The organism is Lentibacillus salinarum (genome assembly GCF_042679865.1).
GTDB classification, from domain to species: domain Bacteria; phylum Bacillota; class Bacilli; order Bacillales; family Amphibacillaceae; genus Lentibacillus; species Lentibacillus salinarum.
On the sequence record NZ_JBHTNH010000057.1, the window covers coordinates 14,922 to 38,756 of the forward strand.

26 protein-coding genes are annotated in these 23,835 nt (G+C 38.4%); 5 read left to right on the plus strand and 21 right to left on the minus strand.

Translation table 11 applies throughout. The features are described from left to right. Nucleotides 1-147: 147 nt before the first annotated feature. The 16 genes from ACFQ4A_RS17385 to ACFQ4A_RS17460 all read right to left on the minus strand — a co-directional run bounded on the left by ACFQ4A_RS17385 (nt 148) and on the right by ACFQ4A_RS17460 (nt 13,130). On the minus strand, nt 148-225 hold the full coding sequence (locus ACFQ4A_RS17385) for a putative holin-like toxin (RefSeq protein WP_369693701.1): 78 nt from the start codon (nt 223-225) through the stop codon (nt 148-150). Nucleotides 226-589: 364 nt separating this feature from the next. Continuing rightward, entirely contained in the window at nt 590-997 is a 408-nt protein-coding gene (locus tag ACFQ4A_RS17390) for a DUF4064 domain-containing protein (RefSeq protein ID WP_382402660.1), read from the minus strand. Between the two features lie 339 nt (nt 998-1,336). Continuing rightward, nucleotides 1,337-1,954: a hypothetical protein gene (locus tag ACFQ4A_RS17395; RefSeq protein ID WP_382402661.1), complete on the minus strand. Its 618-nt coding sequence runs from the start codon at nt 1,952-1,954 to the stop codon at nt 1,337-1,339. A gap of 1 nt (nt 1,955) precedes the next feature. Beyond that, the gene (locus tag ACFQ4A_RS17400; protein WP_382402662.1) at nt 1,956-2,159 is read right to left on the minus strand and encodes a helix-turn-helix transcriptional regulator; all 204 of its coding nucleotides are present in this window, start codon (nt 2,157-2,159) and stop codon (nt 1,956-1,958) included. 2,590 nt (nt 2,160-4,749) lie between these two features. Beyond that, entirely contained in the window at nt 4,750-5,790 is a 1,041-nt protein-coding gene (locus tag ACFQ4A_RS17405) for a DUF2332 domain-containing protein (protein WP_382402663.1), read from the minus strand. A gap of 97 nt (nt 5,791-5,887) precedes the next feature. Beyond that, nucleotides 5,888-6,283 carry a hypothetical protein gene (locus ACFQ4A_RS17410; RefSeq protein WP_382402664.1) on the minus strand — a complete coding sequence of 132 codons (396 nt, stop codon included), beginning with the start codon at nt 6,281-6,283 and terminating at the stop codon, nt 5,888-5,890. Between the two features lie 273 nt (nt 6,284-6,556). Continuing rightward, on the minus strand, nt 6,557-7,126 hold the full coding sequence (locus ACFQ4A_RS17415; RefSeq protein WP_382402665.1) for a GNAT family N-acetyltransferase: 570 nt from the start codon (nt 7,124-7,126) through the stop codon (nt 6,557-6,559). 138 nt (nt 7,127-7,264) lie between these two features. Next, nucleotides 7,265-7,669, minus strand: a complete 405-nt coding sequence (locus ACFQ4A_RS17420; protein ID WP_382402666.1) for an NUDIX hydrolase — start codon at nt 7,667-7,669, stop codon at nt 7,265-7,267. A gap of 357 nt (nt 7,670-8,026) precedes the next feature. Beyond that, a complete protein-coding gene (locus ACFQ4A_RS17425) occupies nt 8,027-8,251 on the minus strand; it encodes a hypothetical protein (RefSeq protein ID WP_382402667.1) in 225 nt (74 codons plus the stop codon). A gap of 248 nt (nt 8,252-8,499) precedes the next feature. Continuing rightward, a complete protein-coding gene (locus ACFQ4A_RS17430) occupies nt 8,500-8,862 on the minus strand; it encodes a hypothetical protein (RefSeq protein ID WP_382402668.1) in 363 nt (120 codons plus the stop codon). Nucleotides 8,863-8,950: 88 nt separating this feature from the next. Beyond that, a complete protein-coding gene (locus ACFQ4A_RS17435) occupies nt 8,951-9,499 on the minus strand; it encodes a hypothetical protein (protein ID WP_382402669.1) in 549 nt (182 codons plus the stop codon). A gap of 122 nt (nt 9,500-9,621) precedes the next feature. After that, nucleotides 9,622-9,897 carry a hypothetical protein gene (locus ACFQ4A_RS17440; RefSeq protein WP_382402670.1) on the minus strand — a complete coding sequence of 92 codons (276 nt, stop codon included), beginning with the start codon at nt 9,895-9,897 and terminating at the stop codon, nt 9,622-9,624. 175 nt (nt 9,898-10,072) lie between these two features. Next, nucleotides 10,073-10,489 (minus strand): RDD family protein, encoded by a 417-nt coding sequence (locus ACFQ4A_RS17445; RefSeq protein ID WP_382402671.1) that lies wholly within the window; start codon nt 10,487-10,489, stop codon nt 10,073-10,075. A 407-nt stretch (nt 10,490-10,896) separates the two neighbouring features. Next, a complete protein-coding gene (locus tag ACFQ4A_RS17450; protein WP_382402672.1) occupies nt 10,897-12,033 on the minus strand; it encodes a serine hydrolase in 1,137 nt (378 codons plus the stop codon). A gap of 93 nt (nt 12,034-12,126) precedes the next feature. Continuing rightward, entirely contained in the window at nt 12,127-12,309 is a 183-nt protein-coding gene (locus ACFQ4A_RS17455) for a hypothetical protein (RefSeq protein ID WP_382402673.1), read from the minus strand. A gap of 623 nt (nt 12,310-12,932) precedes the next feature. After that, on the minus strand, nt 12,933-13,130 hold the full coding sequence (locus ACFQ4A_RS17460; protein ID WP_382402674.1) for a hypothetical protein: 198 nt from the start codon (nt 13,128-13,130) through the stop codon (nt 12,933-12,935). Between the two features lie 2,793 nt (nt 13,131-15,923). Here ACFQ4A_RS17460 and ACFQ4A_RS17465 point away from each other — a divergent pair. Next, complete coding sequence (locus tag ACFQ4A_RS17465; RefSeq protein ID WP_382402675.1) at nt 15,924-16,565, plus strand: alpha/beta fold hydrolase; 642 nt, start codon at nt 15,924-15,926, stop codon at nt 16,563-16,565. A 467-nt stretch (nt 16,566-17,032) separates the two neighbouring features. On the opposite strand, the gene ACFQ4A_RS17470 is transcribed toward ACFQ4A_RS17465, so the two are convergent. Further along, nucleotides 17,033-17,341: a helix-turn-helix domain-containing protein gene (locus tag ACFQ4A_RS17470; RefSeq protein WP_382402676.1), complete on the minus strand. Its 309-nt coding sequence runs from the start codon at nt 17,339-17,341 to the stop codon at nt 17,033-17,035. Between the two features lie 162 nt (nt 17,342-17,503). On the opposite strand from ACFQ4A_RS17470, the gene ACFQ4A_RS17475 reads away from it, so the two are divergent. Both ACFQ4A_RS17475 and ACFQ4A_RS17480 read left to right on the plus strand, forming a co-directional pair. After that, the gene (locus ACFQ4A_RS17475) at nt 17,504-18,112 is read left to right on the plus strand and encodes a helix-turn-helix domain-containing protein (protein WP_382402677.1); all 609 of its coding nucleotides are present in this window, start codon (nt 17,504-17,506) and stop codon (nt 18,110-18,112) included. After that, nucleotides 18,113-19,336: a tyrosine-type recombinase/integrase gene (locus ACFQ4A_RS17480; protein WP_382402678.1), complete on the plus strand. Its 1,224-nt coding sequence runs from the start codon at nt 18,113-18,115 to the stop codon at nt 19,334-19,336. It begins immediately after the preceding gene. 41 nt (nt 19,337-19,377) lie between these two features. Here the strand turns inward: ACFQ4A_RS17480 and groL are convergent, their stop codons facing one another. Both groL and groES read right to left on the minus strand, forming a co-directional pair. Continuing rightward, on the minus strand, nt 19,378-21,021 hold the full coding sequence (gene groL / locus ACFQ4A_RS17485; RefSeq protein WP_382402679.1) for a chaperonin GroEL: 1,644 nt from the start codon (nt 21,019-21,021) through the stop codon (nt 19,378-19,380). 57 nt (nt 21,022-21,078) lie between these two features. Further along, entirely contained in the window at nt 21,079-21,363 is a 285-nt protein-coding gene (groES, locus tag ACFQ4A_RS17490; protein ID WP_382402680.1) for a co-chaperone GroES, read from the minus strand. Nucleotides 21,364-21,659: 296 nt separating this feature from the next. Between groES and ACFQ4A_RS17495 the strand changes: the two genes are divergently transcribed. Together ACFQ4A_RS17495 and ACFQ4A_RS17500 are read left to right on the plus strand one after the other, a co-directional pair. After that, nucleotides 21,660-22,373 (plus strand): CPBP family intramembrane glutamic endopeptidase, encoded by a 714-nt coding sequence (locus tag ACFQ4A_RS17495; protein WP_382402681.1) that lies wholly within the window; start codon nt 21,660-21,662, stop codon nt 22,371-22,373. A gap of 6 nt (nt 22,374-22,379) precedes the next feature. Beyond that, entirely contained in the window at nt 22,380-22,583 is a 204-nt protein-coding gene (locus ACFQ4A_RS17500; RefSeq protein WP_382402682.1) for a YdiK family protein, read from the plus strand. Nucleotides 22,584-22,608: 25 nt separating this feature from the next. Here ACFQ4A_RS17500 and ACFQ4A_RS17505 read toward each other — a convergent pair whose 3' ends face one another. Together ACFQ4A_RS17505 and moaC are read right to left on the minus strand one after the other, a co-directional pair. Next, nucleotides 22,609-23,253 carry a redox-sensing transcriptional repressor Rex gene (locus tag ACFQ4A_RS17505; protein ID WP_382402683.1) on the minus strand — a complete coding sequence of 215 codons (645 nt, stop codon included), beginning with the start codon at nt 23,251-23,253 and terminating at the stop codon, nt 22,609-22,611. Nucleotides 23,254-23,255: 2 nt separating this feature from the next. Then, nucleotides 23,256-23,750 (minus strand): cyclic pyranopterin monophosphate synthase MoaC, encoded by a 495-nt coding sequence (moaC, locus tag ACFQ4A_RS17510; RefSeq protein WP_382402684.1) that lies wholly within the window; start codon nt 23,748-23,750, stop codon nt 23,256-23,258. Nucleotides 23,751-23,835: the final 85 nt, after the last annotated feature.

Consider the following 23,835-nt stretch of genomic DNA (forward strand, 5'->3'; position numbering starts at 1 on the left):
TAATAAACATAGAAACAGAAAAAAGACATAAACTAATAAAGACCGAAGATACGGTAATATCTCCGGTCAGCAATGAATCGCTCCCCTTCAAGAGGGGTCAGCGCCAGTAAGGAATAGACCTCACCCGGCTGCTAAACTCAGGGAGGTCTATTTTTTATGGTCTAATATCGTCACAACGAGTGTTGCAAAAGCGATCATGATGACCATTGTCTCAAAAACAGACATAGGCAACACCCCCTTCCGTTATAGCGTATCGCAAGACACTACAACCGACAGGAATGCGCCGACCTCCCTTGAGGAAAACACGATTATTGCATATTTCCATTATATCAATTGTCTGAGAAGTGTACAGACGTTTTTTAATTTTCCTCTGGCCTGGCTTCTGGCCATTACTTTGATTGATTCACTCAATGGAAAACCTCCCAAGGAGGGAGGTGCTTGCCAATGGATATTGTTAGCGCTACCGTCATTATACCACGAAAATTATAATTGTACACATCCGCATTTTAAGCGAGAATAAAGGCATTTGCTGTTATTCCGCAATCGCGCCCGATTGTTTAATAATTTTTCCCTTAATCTATCACAGTATTCAAATTTGCTGTGTCGGTTTTCGAACAAGACCCATAATACCTGCAATAAGATAAAAGATTCCAGGGATAATGCCAAATCCTATAGTGATAATGGCAGCTAAGACAGACACTACAATGTAGATGATACCCGCACTTTTAGGACGCTTATTCCCTTTAATTAAAAAGATTGCTACGATACCTAATATAATAGCAAGAATGGATGTAACAATAAAAAGCCATCCGCCTGTATTCATTCCTTCTATCAGGGTATCTATATCATTTATACCTATTTGAGATTCCTGATCTTTGATTTCTTGTAGAAACTCTTCGTTATTTTGAAGAAATAACATAGTACCACCTAAAGCTGCGAGTAGCACATAAAATAGAATTCCAACTACACTTAATATAATTTCTGCTGTTCTTTTCATTATATAATCCCCCATTTTTTCTTTACACGTTAAACCTCGTTTGATTTGGTAAATATCCTATTTATCTTCATCTTTAAATCCAAATATTATATACAATCCTATTATAGAAACACCAATAATTATCTCCGCTATTGATTATAAACTTACTCCTAAAGGCATTGTATTTGATATTTTAGACGTTGGACGAATGGTCTTTAAAAAAGATATAATAAGCTAAATACAAAAAGAAAAAGCCACCAATTAAACCTAATATATTATCCCAATAAAAGTATAGTAAGGGGATTGGAATTAAAATTAAATAAATAATTCCCCAAAAGATTCTTTGTTTTTTGGGCATCACTATAAATCATCCCCCCTTCTCTTCCTCAAGTAAAATAGAAAAAGAAATGGAATTACACCACATATTAAAAATATTACTCCTGTTAAGATACCATCAGTTGCGGTAAATCCTTCATTAAGCGAGGTGAAAATACCAATAGTAATACTAATCAATGCTAATGCGATAAATGAAATCATTAGCCCTTTTTTAGCAGAACTTTTATTATTCTCGTGATCCACACCAACATCCATTGATAAAAATGCCAATATAGTCGTTGACAATATAAAGATAATCCACAGAGGATTTTCTTTCATTCCGCCCATACCTTCAGTAACAAGATCGTACCCCAATATGCCTACGATACCAAGTGTTTGAACAGCATAAGCAACACGTATTTTTTGCAGATTTTTCAATGTTAGGCGTTCATCGGTTGTCATTGATAAAAATGCCAGTATAACCGTTGATGCTACAAATACGATCCACAAAGGATTTTCTCTTATACCATTCATTCCATCAGTAACAAAGCTGCCTCCTAATAAGGCCACTATCGCGAGTGTTTGAAGGGCATAGATTATACGTATGTTTTTCATATTTTTGATCATTAGTCGTTCGTCATTGATTCTTTTCGGCATCATCATTTTATGATCTTCCCCTTTCTATCCAAAAAATATCATCTAATGTTTTGTTTACGGCATAACAAATGTTAAGACATAATTTTAAAGTTGGATTATATTTCCCTTTTTCAATTAAACTAATTGTTTGCCGAGTAATGCCTATTTTTTCAGCTAATTGTTGTTGGGTTAAATTAACTTGAACACGGGCGACTTTAAGATTATTCTTCAATGTTTCTGAACACCTCCTAGGTTTAATTGTAACATATGAATTACATTATTCAATGTATAATTTACATAAATGAATATATATTTTACATTTACTATAAAAATAAACCATCTTATATAAGATGGTTTTGGAGCATTGCAAAATTTAATCTTTATTCCACAAACTGGCCCGATTCTTGAATAACCGTTTGCTTAAATAATACCATATCTCTTCGAAAGTATATAGATTTTTTCAACTTTTTTATTACCCAACACCGGACCGATCCCGTGACGGTATTTCCGCACAGGTACACGACACTTCATATCATGTGTCCGGTCGGTCACGTGACGATCACAAGGCGGTCACACGCTATACACACCCTGTATGACCAGAGTATGCGCCGCAAGTCATACGGCGTATGCACGTTTTGTCACACGGGGTATGGCTTTTATGTGTCCCACTGTATACAATGCGGGCATGTGCACTGCAAGTCATAAGCAGTATGCTTATAGTGTGACCAGCGTGTGACCGGAGTGTGTCTTTTTTGTGGACTGATTGTCACACGGACTATATTCGCGGACCGTGTGACTGGCGTATGTCCTTCAAGTCACACCCAGTATGCAATTTATGTGACCCCCTGTATAATTCTGGGCGTGTGCCCGCAGTATGACTCCAGTGTGTCTTTTATATGCAGTTGGTGTGACCAGAGTGTGACCAGAGTATGCAATGCAGGTCGTGTGACCGGACTGTGTCCATCGTATGACCAGAGTGTGACCGGAGCGTGACCAGCGTGTGTTCAAAATGTCGCACGGTATATCGCACCGGGTGTGCGCTGCGTGATTCACGCTTTAAACATCTCTTTTTTTTGCCAACAGATCCTGATTTACCTGAAACACCAGACCGCAAAACCCTTCTCCTGATATCGATTAAAGACCAACGCACGCCTTTCGGTCCGGGTCCTGCGTCACTTAGTGGTATTTCCTGACTTTCTCGGCTTTCGCCTCGTATAACCGCTCGTTCCTCCCCGTTCCGCAATGCGCGAAAAGACCAATCTAATCAAGTTCAACCCGTGACTTCTGGCCGGGTCCCGCACCCGTCGGTGGTATTTGTTGACTTTTTCGCTCCCGCTCATATAACCGCTCCGGGCTTCCCGTCCAGAATTCACGAAAAAACCTCTCTAATCAAGAGCAGCCAGTGCTTTACGCGCGGGTCCTGCGTCGTTTAGTGGTCTTTTTTGACTTTCTCGGCTGTCGCCTCGTATAACCGCTCACTCCTCCCCACGCGAAATCACTGAAAAACCTTCCGTCCAAGCAGCGCGGAACCTTCCTTTTATTGAATCAGAACGGTGGTTTTTCCTGACTTTTTAGCTCGCACTTTGTGCGTACAAAGAGAGATTTCGTGACATACAACCGCCTCGCTTTATTTGAATCAGGCACGCTGTTTGATTTCAATTTGACTCCAGGTTGAATCTCTCGACATTCTTTTCCTGACGATCCGCTGCGCTTCTCTACCACTTTTTTGACAACGTCCCCTACCTGATTTTTTGGCAGCTCCTTCTCCCTCTTATCTATGTAAATTAATTTTCCTGACGCAAATCCCGCACCGTAATTCCAGCACGAAACGCGCCCCTGATTAAACCATCTCGGGACGGAATTACGTGCCGGTATACCCCGACTAACTCGTCATACGCCTGTCGCTCGATTATCGGGGCGACTTAACTCGGCTGATCGCTCTATGGCGCGGTTTATCGGGACGTGAGTTAAGCCGGTTAGTCGGCATGGATTTCGCGCCGGTGTGTCGTTAAGCCTGTCGCGCCGGGGATTAATGACTTACCGGGAAGGGGCGACTTAATCTCGGTATGCGGTAGGGGAAAGAGCATAAGAAACCCGTATGACATTTCGCTTCGCTCCATGTCAGTCAGCATAGCTGACCGGGTTTCTTACTGCGATTACGAGACGCTTACGCGTCTGTAATCTTGGTCCTACGCTGCGCTCCGGACTGCTCATTCGAAAGCTCCTGTTCGTCGCTTTCTAATTATAAAAAGCAGCGCTTTCGCTCCCGTACCGAAAACTATTTCGGTACTCCCGCTCCGCAAATACAAATCGTTTAAAACCGCGTGCGTAAGTTCGAGCTCGCGCTCGGAAAAATATCGGAATATATTCCGATATTATGTACGCACGCGACAAACAATCTGTACGCACACCGGTCTGTAGGACCGGACCTCTGTTAGACGTCTGTCGAGGAGGGCGGTGCGGTGTGCGGAAAAACCCCGAAGTATCTTGCGACGTGACGTCACAGGAATCCATGAACATGATCTCTATGGCACTATCACGCATGAAAAAATACAACTAAATTATTAATTCACATCGTGCATCTGTGTACCCCGACTATTGTAGCTTTGGAAGAAAGTTTAATCAAAAATATTCCGCAAAAACCCATTCTAGTTTCTAGGGCAAATAAAAAAGAATCCGTTTTGAAAAAAGATTGATCAGAAAGGATTCATCTCCTATGAATTAGTATACATTTTTACAAAAATATTTGATCATTTTCCGCTTGTGTTCTTCCGCAAAAGTGCTCGTTAACGGCATAGTCAAATCAAAGTTTTACAGAAAATTTAGTAAGACATGAGGGAATCGACGAGATTCCATTGAAACCACCGTCCATGACCATCCGTATCGCCAATAATTAACTTGGTTTCTTTACCATCAATCCAATAATCAAGGTGTAATGCTTTATCCCAGATATTATTGTAAACATGAATAACGTCTCTTTCTTTACCTAAGCCCTCGATTTTATTTAATAAATCTAATTTCACATCTTTTGGTATTTGGTTCGCTACATGCGTATGGAAAATACATATTGCTTGATCAGAAGGTATTTTCTTTGCGATTCCCTCAATCAATGAAACTCCATCACCTTCTATAAGATTTGGTGGTTGTTTTTTAAAAAGTTCAACCGCATCATCAAAAAGCCTTAATCTTCCTTTATGTTCTGGCCAAATGAGTGATTTCAGCCAGCTAAATTCTTCATCATCATTAAGGTTAGGGATATTTATGTCTAAGCCTATTTTGTTAGTGACAGGAGGGGGTGAACTTGGGATTTCCGGTAGTTCACCTTTAACTTCTGAAGTGATATGTACTTTTGAATTAACATCTCCGAATATCTTGTCAGTCCCATATGAATAGCTATATTGATCCCACATTAATTGTAAACCTGCACTTGTGCCGATTTCGATCATGGCCAGGGGTTTGTTCACTTGTTTATAAGCATAACAAAATGTTGGGTAAAGGTAAGCGCACCGTCTCACTTCATTTGTCTGCACTAATTTACTTCTTAGAATTTCTATAATTTTTTCCTTATTCTTTAAGCAAAAATCTTTGAATAAAGGAAAAGCGTCTTTCTTATTTTTTGGCGGATTAGTTATACTTGGATAATAATATTTCAAATCATGATTTAAACCTTGTAATAGTAAATGATGAACAGCCCCAAATAACATGTTTGGTCTGGGTTGTCCTTCTCTTACATAAGCGGATAACTCAAGTAGTTGCTCATCAGAAGCTACTTGTAAGGATAGAAATTCATACAATTCACTCGTACCTTTGCATTCTTCTTCAGCAAATTTTTTAAAACTTTGAGACAGAACTTGTTGATCCACACAACCCCTCCTCTACTCTGTTTGTTCCGGATAGGCGCCCTACAATTTAATAATGATATTTGCAATCACTCAAAAATTTGTCGAACTTACTTACATCCTATTTTTTTATGTAAACCCTATGAATATTTAATGCTGCTTCAAAATCTCCTTGCGCCATATGATAATCAATCCATTGACGATCATCTTCACTATAAGCGACAGGCTCCCCGAAATAGTTAAAGGTTACAGGCTGTTCTACTATCAATTCTGCGTCTTCATCTAACAAATCGTTTTCTGACCTTACAGCAATATCAAACATCTTCTGCTCCTTTTCAGAAATCGATTCTTCTTGATCATGACATATTTCATCCCAGAATTCTTCATGTAACACTTTTATGCTTGGTAAAAAATATTGTTGATAATCCCTCAATTGATTTTGAGTTTTCAGATGAATTGCTTCCAAAATCACAGGTATAGATAGGTCTTCACGTAATTGTTGTTGGTTATGTTCCAATTCTGTTATTTCAAAAACGTGTTCATTGTTAAGTGATGAATGAATGAAAAGTTTTTTTCCAAGTGTAAAGAACGTATAAGTGCTGTACAATCCTATCGCTACAAATACATTATTAATCTGCTTATGAAAGTTGTTCATATTTTTTTTTGATTTTTGTTTTTACTTTTCCTTCTCTTCTTTGCCATAACAGTTTCTCCTCAGCTAAGAAGTTTAAATATTAAAGAACAGGCAATGTAGTTATTTTGACTTACAAAGTGCAAATACGAGCACAGGTTAAAAACCTTTCTTCAAGGTAAAAACCATATGTTCAGTAGAATCAAGTTCAGAACAATGCTGAAGGCCAACTCTTTCAGCCACTCGTATAGATGGTTTATTAATAGAGCGAATACGCGCCACAACCGGTAAATTGGGGAGGTAAACGTCTGCCATTTTAACAGCAGTTCCAGCCACTTCTGTCGCATACCCACGCCCCCAAGCCCTAGGTGAAAACCTGTAATAAAGATTTAATATATTCCGGTTTTTCCAGCTTTCTCGTCTGATGCCGCCGAAACCAATGATTTCCGATGAGGATGGTAAAATAACCGTCCAGTATCCGTATCCGTAAATTTCCCAGTTGTTTCTCCATTCTTTCAAAGTTTCTTTTGCTTCGTTAATGTCTTTCGTCGGACCAGCAGGTCGATATTTATTTGTGGCAGGGTTTCCCTCAATCGAAAAGACAGAATGCAAATCTTCTTCCTTCGGTATTCGAAGAAACAGATTTTCTGTTCTAACGCTTTCAAATGTATCTTGAATTGAATCGTCCATTTTGTCGCCCCCAAAAAGAATTGCTTTATCTAAATACACAAGTTAGTTATCTCGATTTTAGCATAAAAACTGCAAAGAAATAATCTATACCTTAATTCCGCAATGTGGCCCCTTATACGTGATATTGAGCTAATCCTTATTGGGGAAAAGCATCCGGTTGGTGAAGAATGATTATACCTAACCCTGAAATATGTAAGGCGAAGAGGATTTCAACAAACTTTCTATTCCACCTGGATGATAAGGCATTAACTTATTCGCTGTTTGGAAATCCGCCCATTTTATTTCTGATATTTCAGTTTTATCTTGTATTGAAGGCTTTCCATCAATGATTTCTGCTAGAAATGTTATAAATAGTGCGTGATGATCCTTTTCTTTAAAAAAGGCCTCATTAACTGAAACAACTTCCCCAACTTTGACCGTCAAACCTGTTTCCTCTGCAACTTCACGGGTAGCTGCCTGCTCTAATGTTTCACCTTGCTCAACTGCTCCACCGGGTAAAGACCAGGTACCGTCATAATTATTAACCATAAGAACTTCATTTTCTTTACAAATTAATGCGTAAGCAACATCTACTTTTATCATACTCCTGCCTCCCTGAACGTTTTAAATTTATTAGGCAAAATGGACTGATAATGCAGATTTGAACGTTTTTTTTATTTCGTGAAAGCGCCCTTTAATTTAAGAATTGTTGTTATCTGGTTTCATATTACCTTTGGTGAAAATCCCAATAATTAAAATGATAATACCTATAATGCCTCCGATAAACTCAGCAATATAAAAGTCCGAATCCCGAACATACCGAATAAGAAATCCTCCACCGAAAATCTACCAGAGAATAGCAGAAAAGACTATTCCATTATCGGGCGCTTTTCCAGAATACAGATTTGCACTTTAAAAGGGGTGAATCAATGAGTGCTCGATAATGATTCACATTGATTATTAAGAACAACAATAAATAGCTTTGTCAAAAGCGTCTTCTGGAATATATATCATTCCATCTCTTATCTCATAAGGTATATTATGATCCTCTAGCAATTCGGTAGCATTGCTATTCGTCGTATTTTCTCCCCATTCTATATATTCTCCGTTATATTCCTTTTGGCAAGCAGATAAAGTGGTAAAAAGAAGCGAACAGCACAGTATTAATACTAGAACCCTCTTCAAAATACCTCCCCCTAAATAATCAATTATACAACAATCGCTTTCCATTTTTCTCCACAATATGGCTCTTATGCGTAGAATAGGTGCCGAGTCCTATTCCGGAATGGCTCCCGTTTCTATAATAAGCAAGACGATTTGCCAGATCTATGTAAGTTATTTCTTCGATGAATCAACAGCGAATTGAATTACTAAAAATTCTTTAACTATGTCCTGATTAGCGTCCTCAGAACTGTGATAATCGACAAACGGAATTATTTAAGACGGTTCTCCAAGGATTCAATTGCCAGTTTAAATGCAATTAAACGACGCTCATTTAATGTTTTTTGAGAACTACCTTCATTTGCTTTTACTATCTGCTTTTCGATAGATGGAATGAGACTTTGTAGAACTTCCTTTGCGGTCAATGTGGTTTCTTCGTCGTGGGGAAAACCTTCCCCATTCCAAGAATCTTTAAGGCTTTCTAAACCAATTTGTACAGCATTTTTTCTCTTTTTGACTTGGTTTGTATTTGAACCTTTCTCTGTCATGCTTTTATAAGCGTTTGAAAGTTTATTAAAAGTTGATTCCAAGGATTTAATCGAAAAATCTCGGGTTTCTTGATTAACAATCTTCATCTTTGAACCTCACTTCCGTTTTACAGTAATCCATTGGCCCTATTGAAAGGACCGCTATTCGATTAGCGCGCCCGTTTGTTTAAGGAACTTAAAGGGTAATTTTAAATATTTTACCTTTCCTCACAAATAATTGATTGTCACTATTACTCGTATATTCTCCAATTTCTGTACCAAGACGGCTGTATAAAGAAAATACTTTTTGATGACTTGATTTTACATAGATTGTTTTAAAGTTTTTTGATCTATAATACGGCATAATAATATCCTTAAACCACATTTGCCCATTTCCTCTACCTTCTTGGGATATATGAAAATAGTTAAATATCAAGACATCGTTATTATTTTCACTTATAGGTATAGGCTCTTTAAAAAAGGTATTGTAGTCGATATTTCCTTTATTAAGAAGAGCAATACCTAAATATTTTTCTTCCTTCATCATAATATGGAAGTCCATATTCATATCCTTTTTATTTCTTACCTTCTCAATTAAATTACAGCAATGATATACTTCATTATAGTCATCCCACTCATTTTCTACTTTATATAACAAATTTTGGACCATTGGTGTAAGGTATTTACTGTTAAACTCGGTTGTAACTCCAAAATTAATATCATTTATTCTACGGATAATCTCCATAAAGTTTCCTCCTTTGCAAATGATTTTAAAGTCCGTGTTCTAATGTAACTACCTTACAATTATGCCCTTATGTACGAACGAGCACCAAGTTTTATTCCGGAATGGCGCCCTATAATTGAATACTACACACCAAATATTGCTGTTCCACCAATCATATAAATAAACGGAAATAGGAATAAGACTAAATTTGCAATTACAGCACTAATTGTCAAAGCACTCTTTTGGATTTGATACGCTTTTGATGCAAAGAATAAACCAAAAGAACAAAAAACTATAGGAAGAAATACAGGCAATCCTTGTATCTTTTCAAGCGTAATAATATCAAACAGAAAATTTACAATGAATATAAGAGGTACAAAGAACAACAAATAGGCAAGTATTATAAACCTTTTGTACACAACATAGCCCCCTTTTTAAAAAGTGGCACAAGTGTTATTCAGTTCTTGCGCCCTATTCCGGAATAGTCACTTTCTACCATTGGCAATCGAGGAGTCTAATATTAGTGTTTTCTAGATCCTCTCAGGGTAATATTTTCTATCCTCTTTATAAGAAAAGTTCAATCTGTCCCGTCTGTTAACCCTCCGGTTTTGCATAGGTGACATAAGTTCCTGCAATAAAGTCGTGTATGGCACGTTTGTCTTCGCGAAGACCAACCATAAATGCACTGACAATCATCGCGATACCAAGCGTTAAAACATAGACGATTGCGAATCCCACAATATAACGGAGCACCATTGTTCCAAAGCCAACCTTCTCTCCGTCTATGCGTGCAATGCGAATATTGCAAGTTCTTTTGCCAACAGTGTAGCCATACCATACTACAGGTAACAATAAATAATAAGGTACGGAAATGACAGCGTTAACGATATCCCTATCTTCGACAGATAGTCCAAGTATCACAGAAAGAATACCAATGGGAACACCAAGTAAAAGACCATCCAAAATATTAGCCCCCATACGAATCCAAAATCCGGCGCGTGATTGTTCCATTAATAAGCTCCCTTCTTTTAAAATATGCGAACGCCCTTCGACATTATAAAGACTAAAAACTTCTTTGAGTACGGGTACAGAAATAGTTCATATTGAAAAATTCATTCGGTTTAAGAAATTCCAGAATGAAGTCCACCACCAAACTACGAATGAAGTTATAATCGAAAAGTTAATGCCAGGAGATTAAACAGCGCACACATTGCATTCTCGAACCAAGCAAATAGATTAAATGGTGTAAGAATAATTAAAATGACTATGATAAGATTATTAATCACCCAACTTCTGACCTTAAGCCTCCTGACAAATTATTTCAAACTACAAGTATTTCCTCAATCCTTTTTTCCATAAAAAATGGCACTTACCCTATTTGAGAAAAGCGCCCTTTTATTGAATAACCTTGGACAAGCTCAACCATCAAGAAAAGCTTTTAATTTATCTTCCCAGTCAGGGCTGCCTGTAAGCACGGCTGACTGAAAAGCAGAAGAACTGTTTGAAAGCTTAACTGTTTCGTAGCCGTAGATGTCGTTGAAAAAGACCGCCAACTCCGTTTTATTTCCTTGCTTATCTTCTGCATAGAAAGCATATGTAAGTATGTAAGCCGTTGAACCTCCCTTGCCACCTAAACTTTTAAATCTTTTTTGGTTTTTCTTTCCGTCCATTGGCCACTCCATAATTGGCTGTAAGTGCTCCCAAATACGAAATGGAAAATACAATCCTTCGTTCATTTTCCGTACAATTGAAACATATTCGAAAGTCGTAGAACGGACAAATCGTTTGGACGACAGCCTATCAAATTCGATATTGTGCCATGCTTTTATGTTAACCTGACTCTTATAATCATCATTAATATCTTGAATGAGTTTATCATGAATTTTAATGGATTCTTCAATGTAGGCTGCTTGTGACATTTCCTCAATGTATGCCGCTATCTCTTTTGCATCCTTTTTATCATGAATATCAAGCCTCTTTTGATGTGCAATTTCATATGGAATAAAAAGAGCTGATACAAAAGGATAAATTTGCTCGTGTTTAGACAACTGAAGCTTTTCAAGATTAGCATTTATTCTGTCGAGTCCAAGCCGCATCATCAAGAATTCTGTGTTAGCATTTGAGCTGTGGGACATCATTCCTTTTGCAATCTCCATCAATGAAACAGTTTGGTTTTGCAGAAGTCCTTGTTCTTTCATTGTTTTCAACCATGCTTCGTGAGCGCCGCCATCTGTCCCAGGTATATAAAAGCGTGCCAGATCATCTGTTTTAATTTTTTCGGCTGGATTAATTTCACTATGTGCAGCTTGTTGAGAATATTCAATGGCTATAATAATCTTCACTGTACTTGCCAATGAGAGCAATTGATCAGAATGAACATCCGCAAGGCTTTTTCCATTTTTTATAATGGATAATGAGGATCTTTTTGGGTTTTTAGCAATAAACTTCAAAACATAATCTGCATCAGGTTTCTTTGTCCATTGACTTAACCAAAGGAACCCCATTACTAACAAAAGAACAACTAAACCAATAGATATAGCGATATAAAAAAACAATCGAATCTACCTTTCAGATAATAATAACGTGGTTAAGGATCATACCGATTAAGCTTGAGCACTATTCTTATTCCTAATTGGCGCCCGTTTGCTTTATAAACCCGTTAATTGATCTCCTCTATTCGCGCCTAAAAACGTAAATATTGCTGAAATAATAACAAAATACGCCCAGTAGCTATTATTGTAAATTGCTAACACTATACCAATAACTCCTAATAGTAAAGACGTTACTGTTAATGACAACCATTTTGCATCTTTTAATACTGCCCAGTTCAATCATTACCCCCCCTTTTTCTGTAATAAGGCGTAGCTGCTCTAAAAATAATTATTAATTATCTTCACCCAGCCAAATATTGCAAGTATAATCATTATTAACCAGAAAAGTCCTAAACGTAAAATTCTTGGAATGGAAAACCAATAAGATACAATCTTTAATGAAGTGCTATCTTCGTTATTTTTATCATCGTTAATTTTGACCACTCCTTTCTCAGTAAAATCTCCTGATGAAGCATTATTGGCCGCAAACCTTATTCCGGAAGTACGACCGATTGTGGATTATAAATTCCTGACATAGTTCCAATATTTTTATAGGGGAAAGTTTTGAATAAGGGAAATAGTAATAACTGATGTTGATAAAGTACCGAAAGATGTTAGAGTGATGATTTTTCGGTTATTTTGCTCTTTTGAAGGTTTAATTAGCTCAGAAATCGCTGCAATCCATATAAATACGGATGCTACGGTGATAATACTCATAGACATATTTCATACACCCTTTCCTATATTTGATTATAACTTAGCATTAAATTATTTGTTCTACAATCTGATTCTTGAAAGTAATAGTGGACGCAATTCTTGTTCCGCGAAAGCGCCCGATGATTGAACAAGAAAAGACAGACTACTTACTTTTTATGGTCAATCTGTTTGTTTCTAATACTCCCCCAAATTACTAATCCAAAGAGAAAGGTAAATAATAACGTAAATATAACACCGTGACCTATTTCTTGGTTTGAATAGCTTTCATATGCATAAAAAATCATCGCGATTGAATTAATAAATAATCCCACAAGTATCAATGGGTGTATTTTAACTTTAGGCAATCATATCCCCCCTCAATAACTTCTGCCCTTAAGCTTAAAACAATCATCTCAAATTTCTGTTATTTTCATAAGTGTTATTCCGTTAAATGGCCAATTTACGCAAGCCACGACACCAATCATTATTCCTGATAAGCTTCCGATTGATTAGTAATGTGGTTCATTTTTTCTCAAATTACTCTCCGCAATAAAAAACACAATAAGAGCTACTCCCATAAAAAATGAATTTAATGTGTTAGAAATTAATCCGTACAGAGATAGTGTTATTATGCTTAGGAGTATTACAGTAAAAATAATTCTTAGTCTCAAAAATTTCCCTTTGAAATACGTTGACATACATACTCCCCTTTGTATCCTTATTAAACAATCTGGCCCGATTCCGGAATAATTCAACACAGCAATTGTATCAAACTTTTTTATCAATTATCGGGTTCTATTCAAAATAATCAAACCTTATTATAAATTATCAAACTTTATTTTTAAACCACAATTTTTTGCATACGAGCATATTCCTTATTGACAGAGGCTTTACTTTGGATTAGATTTAAAGTGTAAAGAAAACATGCGTGTTTCACTTGGAAGTGCAAAAAGAACTGACTGACTATCGGCTCTTTTTTCTGCGCGTCTTTCTATTCACCTAGGAGTACACCTCCCTTTAAGGAGGATTTACCATGCAAGCTTACCTGCCGCATGATTTCTTAATTTCACCATAGAAATCAAAACAACTGAGAAAAACCGGGCAAAGTACGGCCCGGTTCTTTTCTTTCTATTTTCGTCCTTCGTCGGTGAAAATCCGATAATTTGTATTCCTGTCCATGATGTCTTTATAATATTCCAGATTCTTGCTTCTGTGGTGAATGCTACTTTTATTTCCAGTCTGCCGTCCTCAAAAGGAACAAAACTAAGCGTATTCATTAAAAGATGAATGAACCATTATATATTAGGTAGTCCCCAATTTTTCTGAGATTCATTATTGTGTGATTGCTTACTTATGAAGTCGCCGCACGCTGAACGAGGCGACGAAGCTTAATCAAACATCAATCGCCTACAACGACACCGTAACACTATTCCAACATCCGGACCCTACATAAGGGCTCGGAGTTTTTTTATAAATGATCCAGGGTTCCAAGTGTCTGACAAAGACTGGTCTTCAGAAAGCAAATAACGAACCGTAAAGACATTTTCGTATTCGCTGGATAAATCCCGCACGAATATCTAAAAGACACACAGAGAGTCTCTCTGAAGGTTTAAACGGTAACGAGGAAGGTCACAGAGATAAACTAATAAATTGCTTGCGGAAGTATTCAACACCACAATCGCAAATTATGGCCGAAAGTCTCTCAAATTCAAAAAAAGTTCCTCTCTTCCTAGTTTTTGCGAGAAATCTTTATCGGCAAGAGGCATCCAGGTAATTGATAAAAGAAGCTTTGAACACAAAAAAATAGCCCCCCTGTTCACAGCGGGATAAGGGCTATTTTTTCTTAGGAATAAGATAACGCCAATCTCCAAGAGAATGGGTATCGACGGCCACAGTTGGAGCTCATAGAATACCACATTTCCGCAAAAATTACACGGGGTAAATTCGTTTTTGTAAAATCACCGGCGCGCCCGCAATGACCGGTCATAAACGCATCGTCTTCAATTAAATAGATGCTTGCCGGGATGCGCACGTGCGTTGGACTTAGATAAAACCGCCGTATACGGAACCGTACGTACGTTGATATGAGAGGCCAGGGGTTAGTCACCCTCCCCAACTCGATTTTTTATAAATGGCTTCAAGTTTTTAGCATCTAGCAAGAATGCAAATAACGGACTGTGAGGGCGTTATCGTATCCACTGAATACCAAAACCCTCACAATCTCTAAAAGACGCACAGAAAGTCTCTCTGAAGTCTTTAACGGTAAAGAGTAGAGTCACAGAAGAAAATCGATGAATTGTTTCGGAAGTTATTTAAACCGCAGCCGTAAATAGCATCCGAAAATACACTTCAAATGCAAAAAGTTCCTCTGTTCCTGGTTTTTTCGAGAAAACTTTATACGCGTGACACGTATGTATATATATTTTTATTTATAGTTTTTCATTAAAAAAAGGAGGAACCAAGGAACCCGATCGCGTGACCCCTTGATGTAAAGGGATTTATACGTTCCTTTTTGAAAAATAAACCAGGATCATCGAGGAACATTCGGGGGGTAAGCAGGAACAAATTACTTGCATACATGCAACGCAGCACATAGGTTCGCGTTACCGATCTATCACTTTTTACAAAAAAATACTTGCATACATGCAATAGCTCTTAGAAATAGGAACATTTCAGCCTTAAAAAGGAACTTTTTGCCGCTATAAGGAACAAAGCAGGAACAAAAGAAAACGCTTTCATATAAAATGAATGAACGATTTTTTAGCAGCAATCCCTTCTTTTTCTGTGACTTACTGTGTGATTGCTTGCTCCGAAGGAGTGGCTGTAGCTTTCGTTCTGCCGAATCATCTGTGCTTCATACCCCAAAGCCTGTCAGCCTTGACGCATGCAGGGTTTGTTGACAGGATGGTTTCAGGTATCATGGTTTCGTCATTCCCATCCTCAATTGTAAAATTAGGATTGGACGCTAATTAATCCCCTGCTTTTCAAGCTTCGAAGCACTTATAGCAGAACTTGTCGAGCGTGGCCCGTATATGCAAGATGAGCGCTACCCTTTATTAAAAAAAGCGCCCTCGTAACGGACCGATTACCTCAATTAAACTTGGCTTGTTATGGTAAAATAAAGACATTAATTTAATTAATGACGGAGAGTGTTCAAAATGGATTATGTATTTATTCATGGACTTGGTCAAGATTTCTCAAGTTGGAATAAAACCATTGATAATTTGGATTTAAATTCAAACGCATCATGCCCTGATTTATTTTCCCTTCTTGGTACAAGCGATCCTACTTATAACAACTTATATCAATTGTTCCATGAATATTGTGAAAGTTTTAAAGGACCCATTAATCTATGCGGTATTTCTTTGGGTGCCATTTTATCACTTAACTACGCCATTGACAGACCAGACAAAGTTAATTCTTTAGTTTTAATTGGTGCGCAATATAAAATGCCAAAGGTGCTACTAACCATACAGAACTTCATGTTTTATGTTATACCTAAATCTGTATTCCTTAAAATGGGTACTGATAAGAAAAAATTCATTGGATTAGCAAAATCTGTGAAGCAATTGGATTTCTCCGGAAAATTAACGGACATACAATGCGATTCTTTAATTGTATGTGGAGAAAAGGATTTCGCAAATAAACGTGCCTCAAAACATTTAAGTAAATATATCAAAGGTGCTCGTTCAGTAATTATACAAGATGCAGGACACGAATTGAATAAAGATAGTGCAAGCAAACTTTCAGTTATTATTACTGATTTTTGGAATAACAACGATCATAAAACAAAGCGATAATGTTTTTTAATCTCACGAACCCTTTGCAACGAAAAATAGCCCCCCTATTCAGCAAATGGGTAAGGGCTATTTTTTCTTTAAAGATTAGATACCGCCAATCCCCTATCAGGGATCGGTATATATCATACCACATTTTCACAATAAATAAAACGGAATAATCGAACGATCCGTTTATTATTACCGGCCGCGCACGCAAGGACCGGAAATCATCAATGTACCCAACGTGATGGTCCAAAAGCGCACGCAGACTAATCGCTTTTCTTCCCGTTACGGTGACACGGTTCATTTCTTCTTTACTCAGGTTAAATGCATGCCGGTGAATAAAGGCCGGCACCCCTCGAACTCAATATTTGTAATAGGATTATCATCAAATGCGCCCGACTGAATCTCCTGGGTAACATTCCTTGATTTAGATCTATTGTAGTTTGTGTACGTTCTTTTAGTTCGTTGATTGCATGGTTCTTTATTTATATACTACCTTGTAATTTTGTAAAGAATTTTAGATCATTGTTTGTGGCTGTCATGCTGGCTGTCATATCATCCAGGAATTGGTCAACTTCTTCCTTTTTAAATAGATACTTACTCCCCACCTTGTAATAACGTAAACCGTTTTTGATAAGTCTGTCCTCGATTACTGGCTTACTGATATTTAGATACTCGGCTAATTCTTGATAGGTCATGAAATATTTTAAAGAAGCTAATTCCTTCACTTTTTCATTAATGGCTTTTTCCAGCATGGTATTTACTGTCTTATCGTCAATTTGAACGTTGAACATTTTTTCTCCTCCCTTAGTACATGTTCTTACTTAAATACATTTAATAGAACTTGTACTATAATTAAAACATGTTCTATTGTATTTGTCAATGTTTTATTTGTTGGTACATGTTCTGAAATTGTGGTATTATATAGTTGAATAATAGTAGGAGGCAGAGAATCTATGAAATACCCTGTTATAAGTAATTTGATTAAAGAACAAAGGAAAATTAAAGGTATGACCCTGAATGAATTAGAGAAGGTTGCAGGTGTTACTGCTAGTTATCTTAGTCAAGTAGAAAATGGTAATAAAATACCTTCGAAAAAGGTTTTATTTTCAATAGCATATTTTTTAGATGATAGATCTAATGTTAAAAACAACTATCAAGGAAAGCTAATAACTGAATATGCCGCTATAAAAGAATTAAATAAAAATGAACTATGGAATGATTTCCAAAGGTTCCAAAGATTCCATTCTAATTTAATACGAGAAATGGAAAATTCAATGAATGAATCGATTGATACTGTTAACAAAAATAAATTTAGAATAAAAAAGGGTGCATTAAAAGCTGAACCCATTGCGGAACCCTATTTTGATCTAAAATGGTTACTAACTCAAAAGGATTATGAGGTTTTTTATGGCTCTGATTACAATATAAATTCAGGAGAAGAGTCGGAGTTAGATAAAGTTTTTTATCCTAGATTGCGTGATGAAGATAAAAAAATTATTCACGGGATCATTGAGGCTTATATTTCGAATAGGTATGAAAAACGTAATAAAGGAGGTGATTAAATGGCATACATCTATAAGCGTGGCGAAAAGTGGGCATATAAAGTCTATGCAGGGAAAAACCCTATTACTGGAAAAGACAACGCACCGATAAGCAAATCAGGATTCCGAACAAAGAAAGATGCTCAACTGGCTGCTGGTTTGGTCGAAAGACAATTTCATAATAATGAATTTATTGAACCTTCCAAGATAACATTCAATGCCTTGTGTGATGATTGGGAAAAACATTATATTTCTTCCATGAAGGCAAAAGAAAGTAGCTTAAGGGCTAGAAAAATTGCATTGAAACATATCAGGGATGAGTTCGGGGATATAGCCATACAAAAAATATCAAAGAAAGCTTACCAGGATGCCATAGACAAACTGGCTAACAAATTTAGTACAAACTATGTTTCCAGTATTCACACTTCGTCTAATATGGTTTTTGAGTATGCAAAAGATAATAAACTCATTAAAGAAGTTCTCACAAAAGATATTAAACTACCTAAAAAAAAGAAAACTGTGGCTGATCTTGAAAAAGGTGATTCCATACAAGAAAAGTTTCTCGAAAAAGAAGAACTAGAAGAATTTCTAACTGTGGTAAAAAATGAAGGTTTAGAAGGCGATCTACTTTCTTTCACTATGTTAGCTTATACTGGCTTAAGAATAGGTGAAATGATCGCATTAAAATGGTCGGATATTGATTTTAATAACCACACATTAAGAGTTATTAGGACATACTACAACCCAACAAATAACAAGCTAGAATACACTTTACTGACACCTAAAACGGAAGGGTCGATACGTACCATAACAATAGATACGATTTTAATTGACTTGCTCCAATTGCACAAACAAGAACAAGATATAATTAAGAAGGAAAACGAACCATTTTATAAAGATAATGATTTTATTTTCGCAACTAATGAAGGTTATCCAAAAACCATTAAAAATATTGCAATTCGTATGCAGCGACTTTTAAAAAGGACAGGCATTAAAAAACATGTAACACCTCATTCATTTAGACATACTCACACATCACTATTAATTGAAGCTAACGTTCATATAAAAGAAATTCAAGAACGGTTAGGGCATAGTGACATTAATACAACAATGGATATTTACGCTCACATGACAAAGAACATTAAAAAAGAGGCTTCCACTAAGTTCAGCAACTTAATGAAAAACCTCTCTAATAATCTTATTGATCCAAAGCATGAACAAAAGCATGAACAAGAACAAACATGATGACCTTTAAGCCTTGTTAAATCAAGGTTTTTAGGCCTTTACTACATCATGCCGCCCATTCCGCCCATGCCACCCATGTCTGGCATGCCGCCACCGGCACCGCCACCATCGCTTTCTTCAGGGTGGTCAGCGACTACTGCTTCGGTCGTTAGGAACATGGCTGCAACAGAAGCTGCGTTTTGCAGTGCGGAACGCGTGACTTTCGTTGGGTCAACGATACCGGCGTCAACCATGTTCACCCATTCACCATTAGCTGCGTTGAAGCCGATGCCGACTTCTTCACCTTTCAAACGTTCAACAACGATCGAGCCTTCAAGGCCGGAGTTGTGAGCGATTTGGCGAATCGGCTCTTCAAGTGCACGCAACACAATGTTGGCGCCTGTTGCTTCGTCACCGGTCAGATTGAGTTCACCGATTTTAGCCAGCACGTTAATAAACGCTGTTCCACCACCGGAAACAATACCTTCTTCAACGGCAGCACGTGTTGAGTTCAAGGCGTCCTCAATGCGAAGCTTGCGTTCTTTCAATTCCGTTTCGGTTGCTGCGCCAACTTTAACAACTGCTACGCCGCCAGCCATTTTGGCCAAACGCTCTTGCAGTTTTTCTTTGTCGAATTCGGACGTTGTTTCTTCAGCTTGTGCACGAATCTGGGCAACACGCTGGGAGATGGCTTCCGGATCGCCAGCACCTTCAACGATGGTTGTGTTGTCTTTTGTCACAACGATCTTATTGGCACGGCCAAGCTGTTCCATTGTTGCGTTCTTCAGATCAAGTCCAAGATCTTCAGTGATCACTTCAGCGCCGGTCAGTGTGGCAATATCTTCAAGCATCGCTTTACGGCGATCACCGAAGCCTGGTGCTTTGACAGCCACTGCGTTGAACGTGCCGCGCAGTTTGTTGACGACAAGTGTTGCAAGTGCTTCGCCTTCAACATCTTCAGCAATGATCAGGATTGGCTTGCTTTGCTGAACAACTTGTTCAAGCACCGGCAAGACTTCCTGAATATTGCCGATTTTCTTGTCGGTAATCAGAACGTATGGATCCTCCAATACGGCTTCCATTTTATCCTGGTCCGTGACCATGTATGGTGATGCATAGCCGCGGTCAAATTGCATCCCTTCAACAACTTCGAGTTCCGTGTTGAAGCCTTTTGACTCTTCGATGGTGATAACACCGTCATTGCCGACACGTTCCATCGCTTCAGCAATCAGGTGACCGACTTCATCATCGTCGGAGGAGATGGCGGCAACCTGAGAAATGGAATCTTTGCCTTCAATTGGGTTGGAAATGCCTTTTAATTCGTTGACAGCTACCTGCACTGCTTGTTCGATACCGCGGCGTACGCCAACAGGATTAGCACCGGATGCCACGTTTTTCAGCCCTTCACGGATCATTGCTTGAGCAAGAACGGTTGCAGTGGTTGTCCCGTCACCGGCAACATCGTTTGTTTTGGATGCTACCTCTGACACGAGTTGTGCACCCATGTTTTCAAAATTATCTTCCAGTTCGATTTCCTTAGCAATGGTCACACCATCATTGGTAATGAGTGGGGAACCGAATTTTTTATCCAGAACAACATTACGGCCTTTTGGCCCCAATGTTACTTTAACGGCATCTGCCAGTGTGTCGACACCGCGCAGCATGGCACGACGGCCTTCTTCACTGAATTTAAGTTCTTTAGCCATTTAAAAACGCCTCCTTAAAATTTCTTGTATATGTCCTGACATTGACTCGGCTGTCCATTAGTTAATGACAGCAAGGATGTCGCTTTCACGCAGAATTAAGTATTCTTTTCCGGAGTAGTTCACTTCTGTTCCGGCAAATTTGGAGAAAATAATCCGATCTCCTTCATTTACTTCCAAGGCAGCTTTTTCGCCGCTGTCTGTCATGCGTCCGGAACCGACTGCAACAACATTGCCTTCCTGTGGTTTCTCTTTAGCTGAGTCCGGAAGCACAATACCGCTTGATGTTGTTTCTTCCTGCTCCACAAGTTCGATTACAACACGATCTCCTAGTGGCTTAATCATGCCGACAACCTCCTTAATTCCTGTTTTCATGTATTTGGGAATCTCTTATTAGCACTCTTGTATAACGAGTGCTAATTCCAATTAATATAATAAATAATTCAGTTAAAAAATGCAAGTATTTGTCACCGGTATTTTTTAATTTTATGATCACAAAAGATACAGCCCGTTCTATTATAATGCCTGTTCAATGTATGCTAAACTGGAAGAGTGGATTTTTGAGGTCCTATTTTTTTGCTTAAACTATTCCTGACAAGCATACACTATATCAACCTGGAACCTAAAGGAGTCGGTATACTTTGCCTAAACGCTACTGGTATGTGATTTTAACGTATATCATTATGCAATTTTCCGGATTTGTTTTTGCTCCAATTTTATATTTGCTCACCCCGCTCGGCGTTAACGATACAGGCGTCTATTGGTCCATTTTCAGTTTCATTGCCGCGCTTATCGTTGTTTTATGGCTCATGCGTCCTGATATGAACATGTCACAGTACCGGCAGGGCCCGCCCACATGGGAAATTATCCTCTGGTCGATAGCCGGTTTGTTTATGGCTTACTTCGCCAATTCGATTGCGTCAGTTATCGAAACAGTTGTCCTGGGCATCAACCCCACTTCGGAAAATACGGAATTGATTATGGATATTACCAGATCAGCGCCGTTCTTTATGGTGATAACCGCGATCGTGGCACCGATACTGGAAGAGATCATTTTCCGCAAAATCATTTTCGGGGAATTGTATAAACGGATGAACTTTTTTCTGGCTGCAGCACTGTCCGCATTAGTTTTCGGGTTCATTCACGGGGAGCCGGAACATATTCTTGTTTACGCTTCGATGGGATTCGTGTTTGCGTTTCTTTATGTACAGACAAAGCGGATTATCGTACCAATTGTTGTGCACATGGCCATGAACTCCATATCCGTCATTGTACAATTATCACTTGATCAAGAAGATTTCGATAACATGATGGAGCAATTCCAACAAATGCAAATGATATTTATTGGAGGCTAACGTTTTATGAAAATATCACCGAAAACGATGGGGATCGTTTATTTTCTGCTTGGTATATTGTTTACCTATGTTGCCATACAGAGTGCAGAAGAAACGATCTGGAATTTTCTCACCATCCTGCTTGCCTTTTTTGCCACACTTGATTTCGGTGTCAGTATACGTATGTTTAATATCCATTTCAAAATCAAAAAGCAAAAGAAAAAGAAGTAGTGCCAGCTGTGCACTGCTTCTTTTTTTAATCAGAACCGTCCTGTTCCAACGGATAGTGTTTCAGAAAATACACCAATGACTGCAGTTCCACCGCTAGATCAATGTGATGCACCCGGATCCAAGCTGGTACCGTTATTCGTGCCGGTGTAAAATTAAGAATGCCGGATAGGCCGAAATCTGCAAGCCGATTGGTAATTGGTTGGGCCTCGTCAGCCGGAACAGTCAAAATGGCCACAGACACATTCCCCATTCTCTCTTCCAGCTCATCAATATGATAAACCGGTACGCCGCCAATGTCTGAGCCCGCTTTAGCCTGATCGGCATCAAACGCCATCACAATTTTGGTATTGTTGTTTTTCAGGAAATTATAATGTAAAAAGGCGGTCCCCAGGTTGCCGACGCCAATTAGTGCGACTTCGGTCAGTTCATCCTGATCCAGCGTTTTACGGAAAAATCCGAGTAGGTATTCGACATTGTAGCCATACCCTTTTTTACCCAATGCCCCAAAATAGGAAAAATCTCGTCTGATAGTTGCCGAATCAACCTTAATCGCGTCACTCAATTCCTTTGAAGAGACACGTTTTTTTCCCTGTTGATTCAAATTATTTAAAAACCGGTAATATAACGGCAGCCGCTTAGCAGTAGCCTGCGGTATTTTATTTTGATCCAAAGTCAGTCCTCCTCGGCTCCGCGATGATATTCACCGGATTTACCGCCCGTTTTAGTCATTAAATAGGTTTCCCCGATAACCATCCCTTTATCGAGCGCTTTACACATATCATAAACCGTCAGGGCTGTTGCCGATGCTGCTGTCAATGCCTCCATCTCCACACCTGTTGATCCTTTTGTTTTGATGGAAGCGTTGATTTGCAGTTCATAGTGATCCGCATTTATTTTCCAGTCAAAGGTAATATCCGTTCCCTTTAATGGCAGTGGGTGGCACATCGGGATCCAGTCCGATGTTTTTTTGGCAGCTGTAATTCCCGCCACCTGGGCAACCGCCAGCACGTCCCCTTTTTTCATCGTGTTGGCCGTAATATTGTCATAGATTTCTTTCGTGACATGGACGCTGGATACCGCGACAGCCGTGCGTTCTGTTTCTGCTTTATCACTGATATCCACCATGCGCGCTCTTCCCTGTTCATTAAAATGTGTGAAATCAGACATGTGCTCAACTCCATTCAAGCGTGTATGAACTACCACCTATTCTAACAGAAAACGGTCGATTAGTCGTGATTGATTTCACAATATG

What these genes read in the sequence shown, in the direction of transcription:
- ACFQ4A_RS17385 (WP_369693701.1), bottom strand. Translation starts at nt 225, where the DNA reads ATGTCTGTTTTTGAGACAATGGTCATCATGATCGCTTTTGCAACACTC.
- ACFQ4A_RS17390 (WP_382402660.1), bottom strand. Translation starts at nt 997, where the DNA reads ATGAAAAGAACAGCAGAAATTATATTAAGTGTAGTTGGAATTCTATTT.
- ACFQ4A_RS17395 (WP_382402661.1), bottom strand. Translation starts at nt 1,954, where the DNA reads ATGATGATGCCGAAAAGAATCAATGACGAACGACTAATGATCAAAAAT.
- ACFQ4A_RS17420 (WP_382402666.1), bottom strand. Translation starts at nt 7,669, where the DNA reads ATGATAAAAGTAGATGTTGCTTACGCATTAATTTGTAAAGAAAATGAA.
- ACFQ4A_RS17430 (WP_382402668.1), bottom strand. Translation starts at nt 8,862, where the DNA reads ATGAAGATTGTTAATCAAGAAACCCGAGATTTTTCGATTAAATCCTTG.
- ACFQ4A_RS17435 (WP_382402669.1), bottom strand. Translation starts at nt 9,499, where the DNA reads ATGGAGATTATCCGTAGAATAAATGATATTAATTTTGGAGTTACAACC.
- ACFQ4A_RS17445 (WP_382402671.1), bottom strand. Translation starts at nt 10,489, where the DNA reads ATGGAACAATCACGCGCCGGATTTTGGATTCGTATGGGGGCTAATATT.
- ACFQ4A_RS17465 (WP_382402675.1), top strand. Translation starts at nt 15,924, where the DNA reads ATGGATTATGTATTTATTCATGGACTTGGTCAAGATTTCTCAAGTTGG.
- ACFQ4A_RS17470 (WP_382402676.1), bottom strand. Translation starts at nt 17,341, where the DNA reads ATGTTCAACGTTCAAATTGACGATAAGACAGTAAATACCATGCTGGAA.
- ACFQ4A_RS17475 (WP_382402677.1), top strand. Translation starts at nt 17,504, where the DNA reads ATGAAATACCCTGTTATAAGTAATTTGATTAAAGAACAAAGGAAAATT.
- ACFQ4A_RS17480 (WP_382402678.1), top strand. Translation starts at nt 18,113, where the DNA reads ATGGCATACATCTATAAGCGTGGCGAAAAGTGGGCATATAAAGTCTAT.
- groL (WP_382402679.1), bottom strand. Translation starts at nt 21,021, where the DNA reads ATGGCTAAAGAACTTAAATTCAGTGAAGAAGGCCGTCGTGCCATGCTG.
- groES (WP_382402680.1), bottom strand. Translation starts at nt 21,363, where the DNA reads ATGATTAAGCCACTAGGAGATCGTGTTGTAATCGAACTTGTGGAGCAG.
- ACFQ4A_RS17500 (WP_382402682.1), top strand. Translation starts at nt 22,380, where the DNA reads ATGAAAATATCACCGAAAACGATGGGGATCGTTTATTTTCTGCTTGGT.
- moaC (WP_382402684.1), bottom strand. Translation starts at nt 23,750, where the DNA reads ATGTCTGATTTCACACATTTTAATGAACAGGGAAGAGCGCGCATGGTG.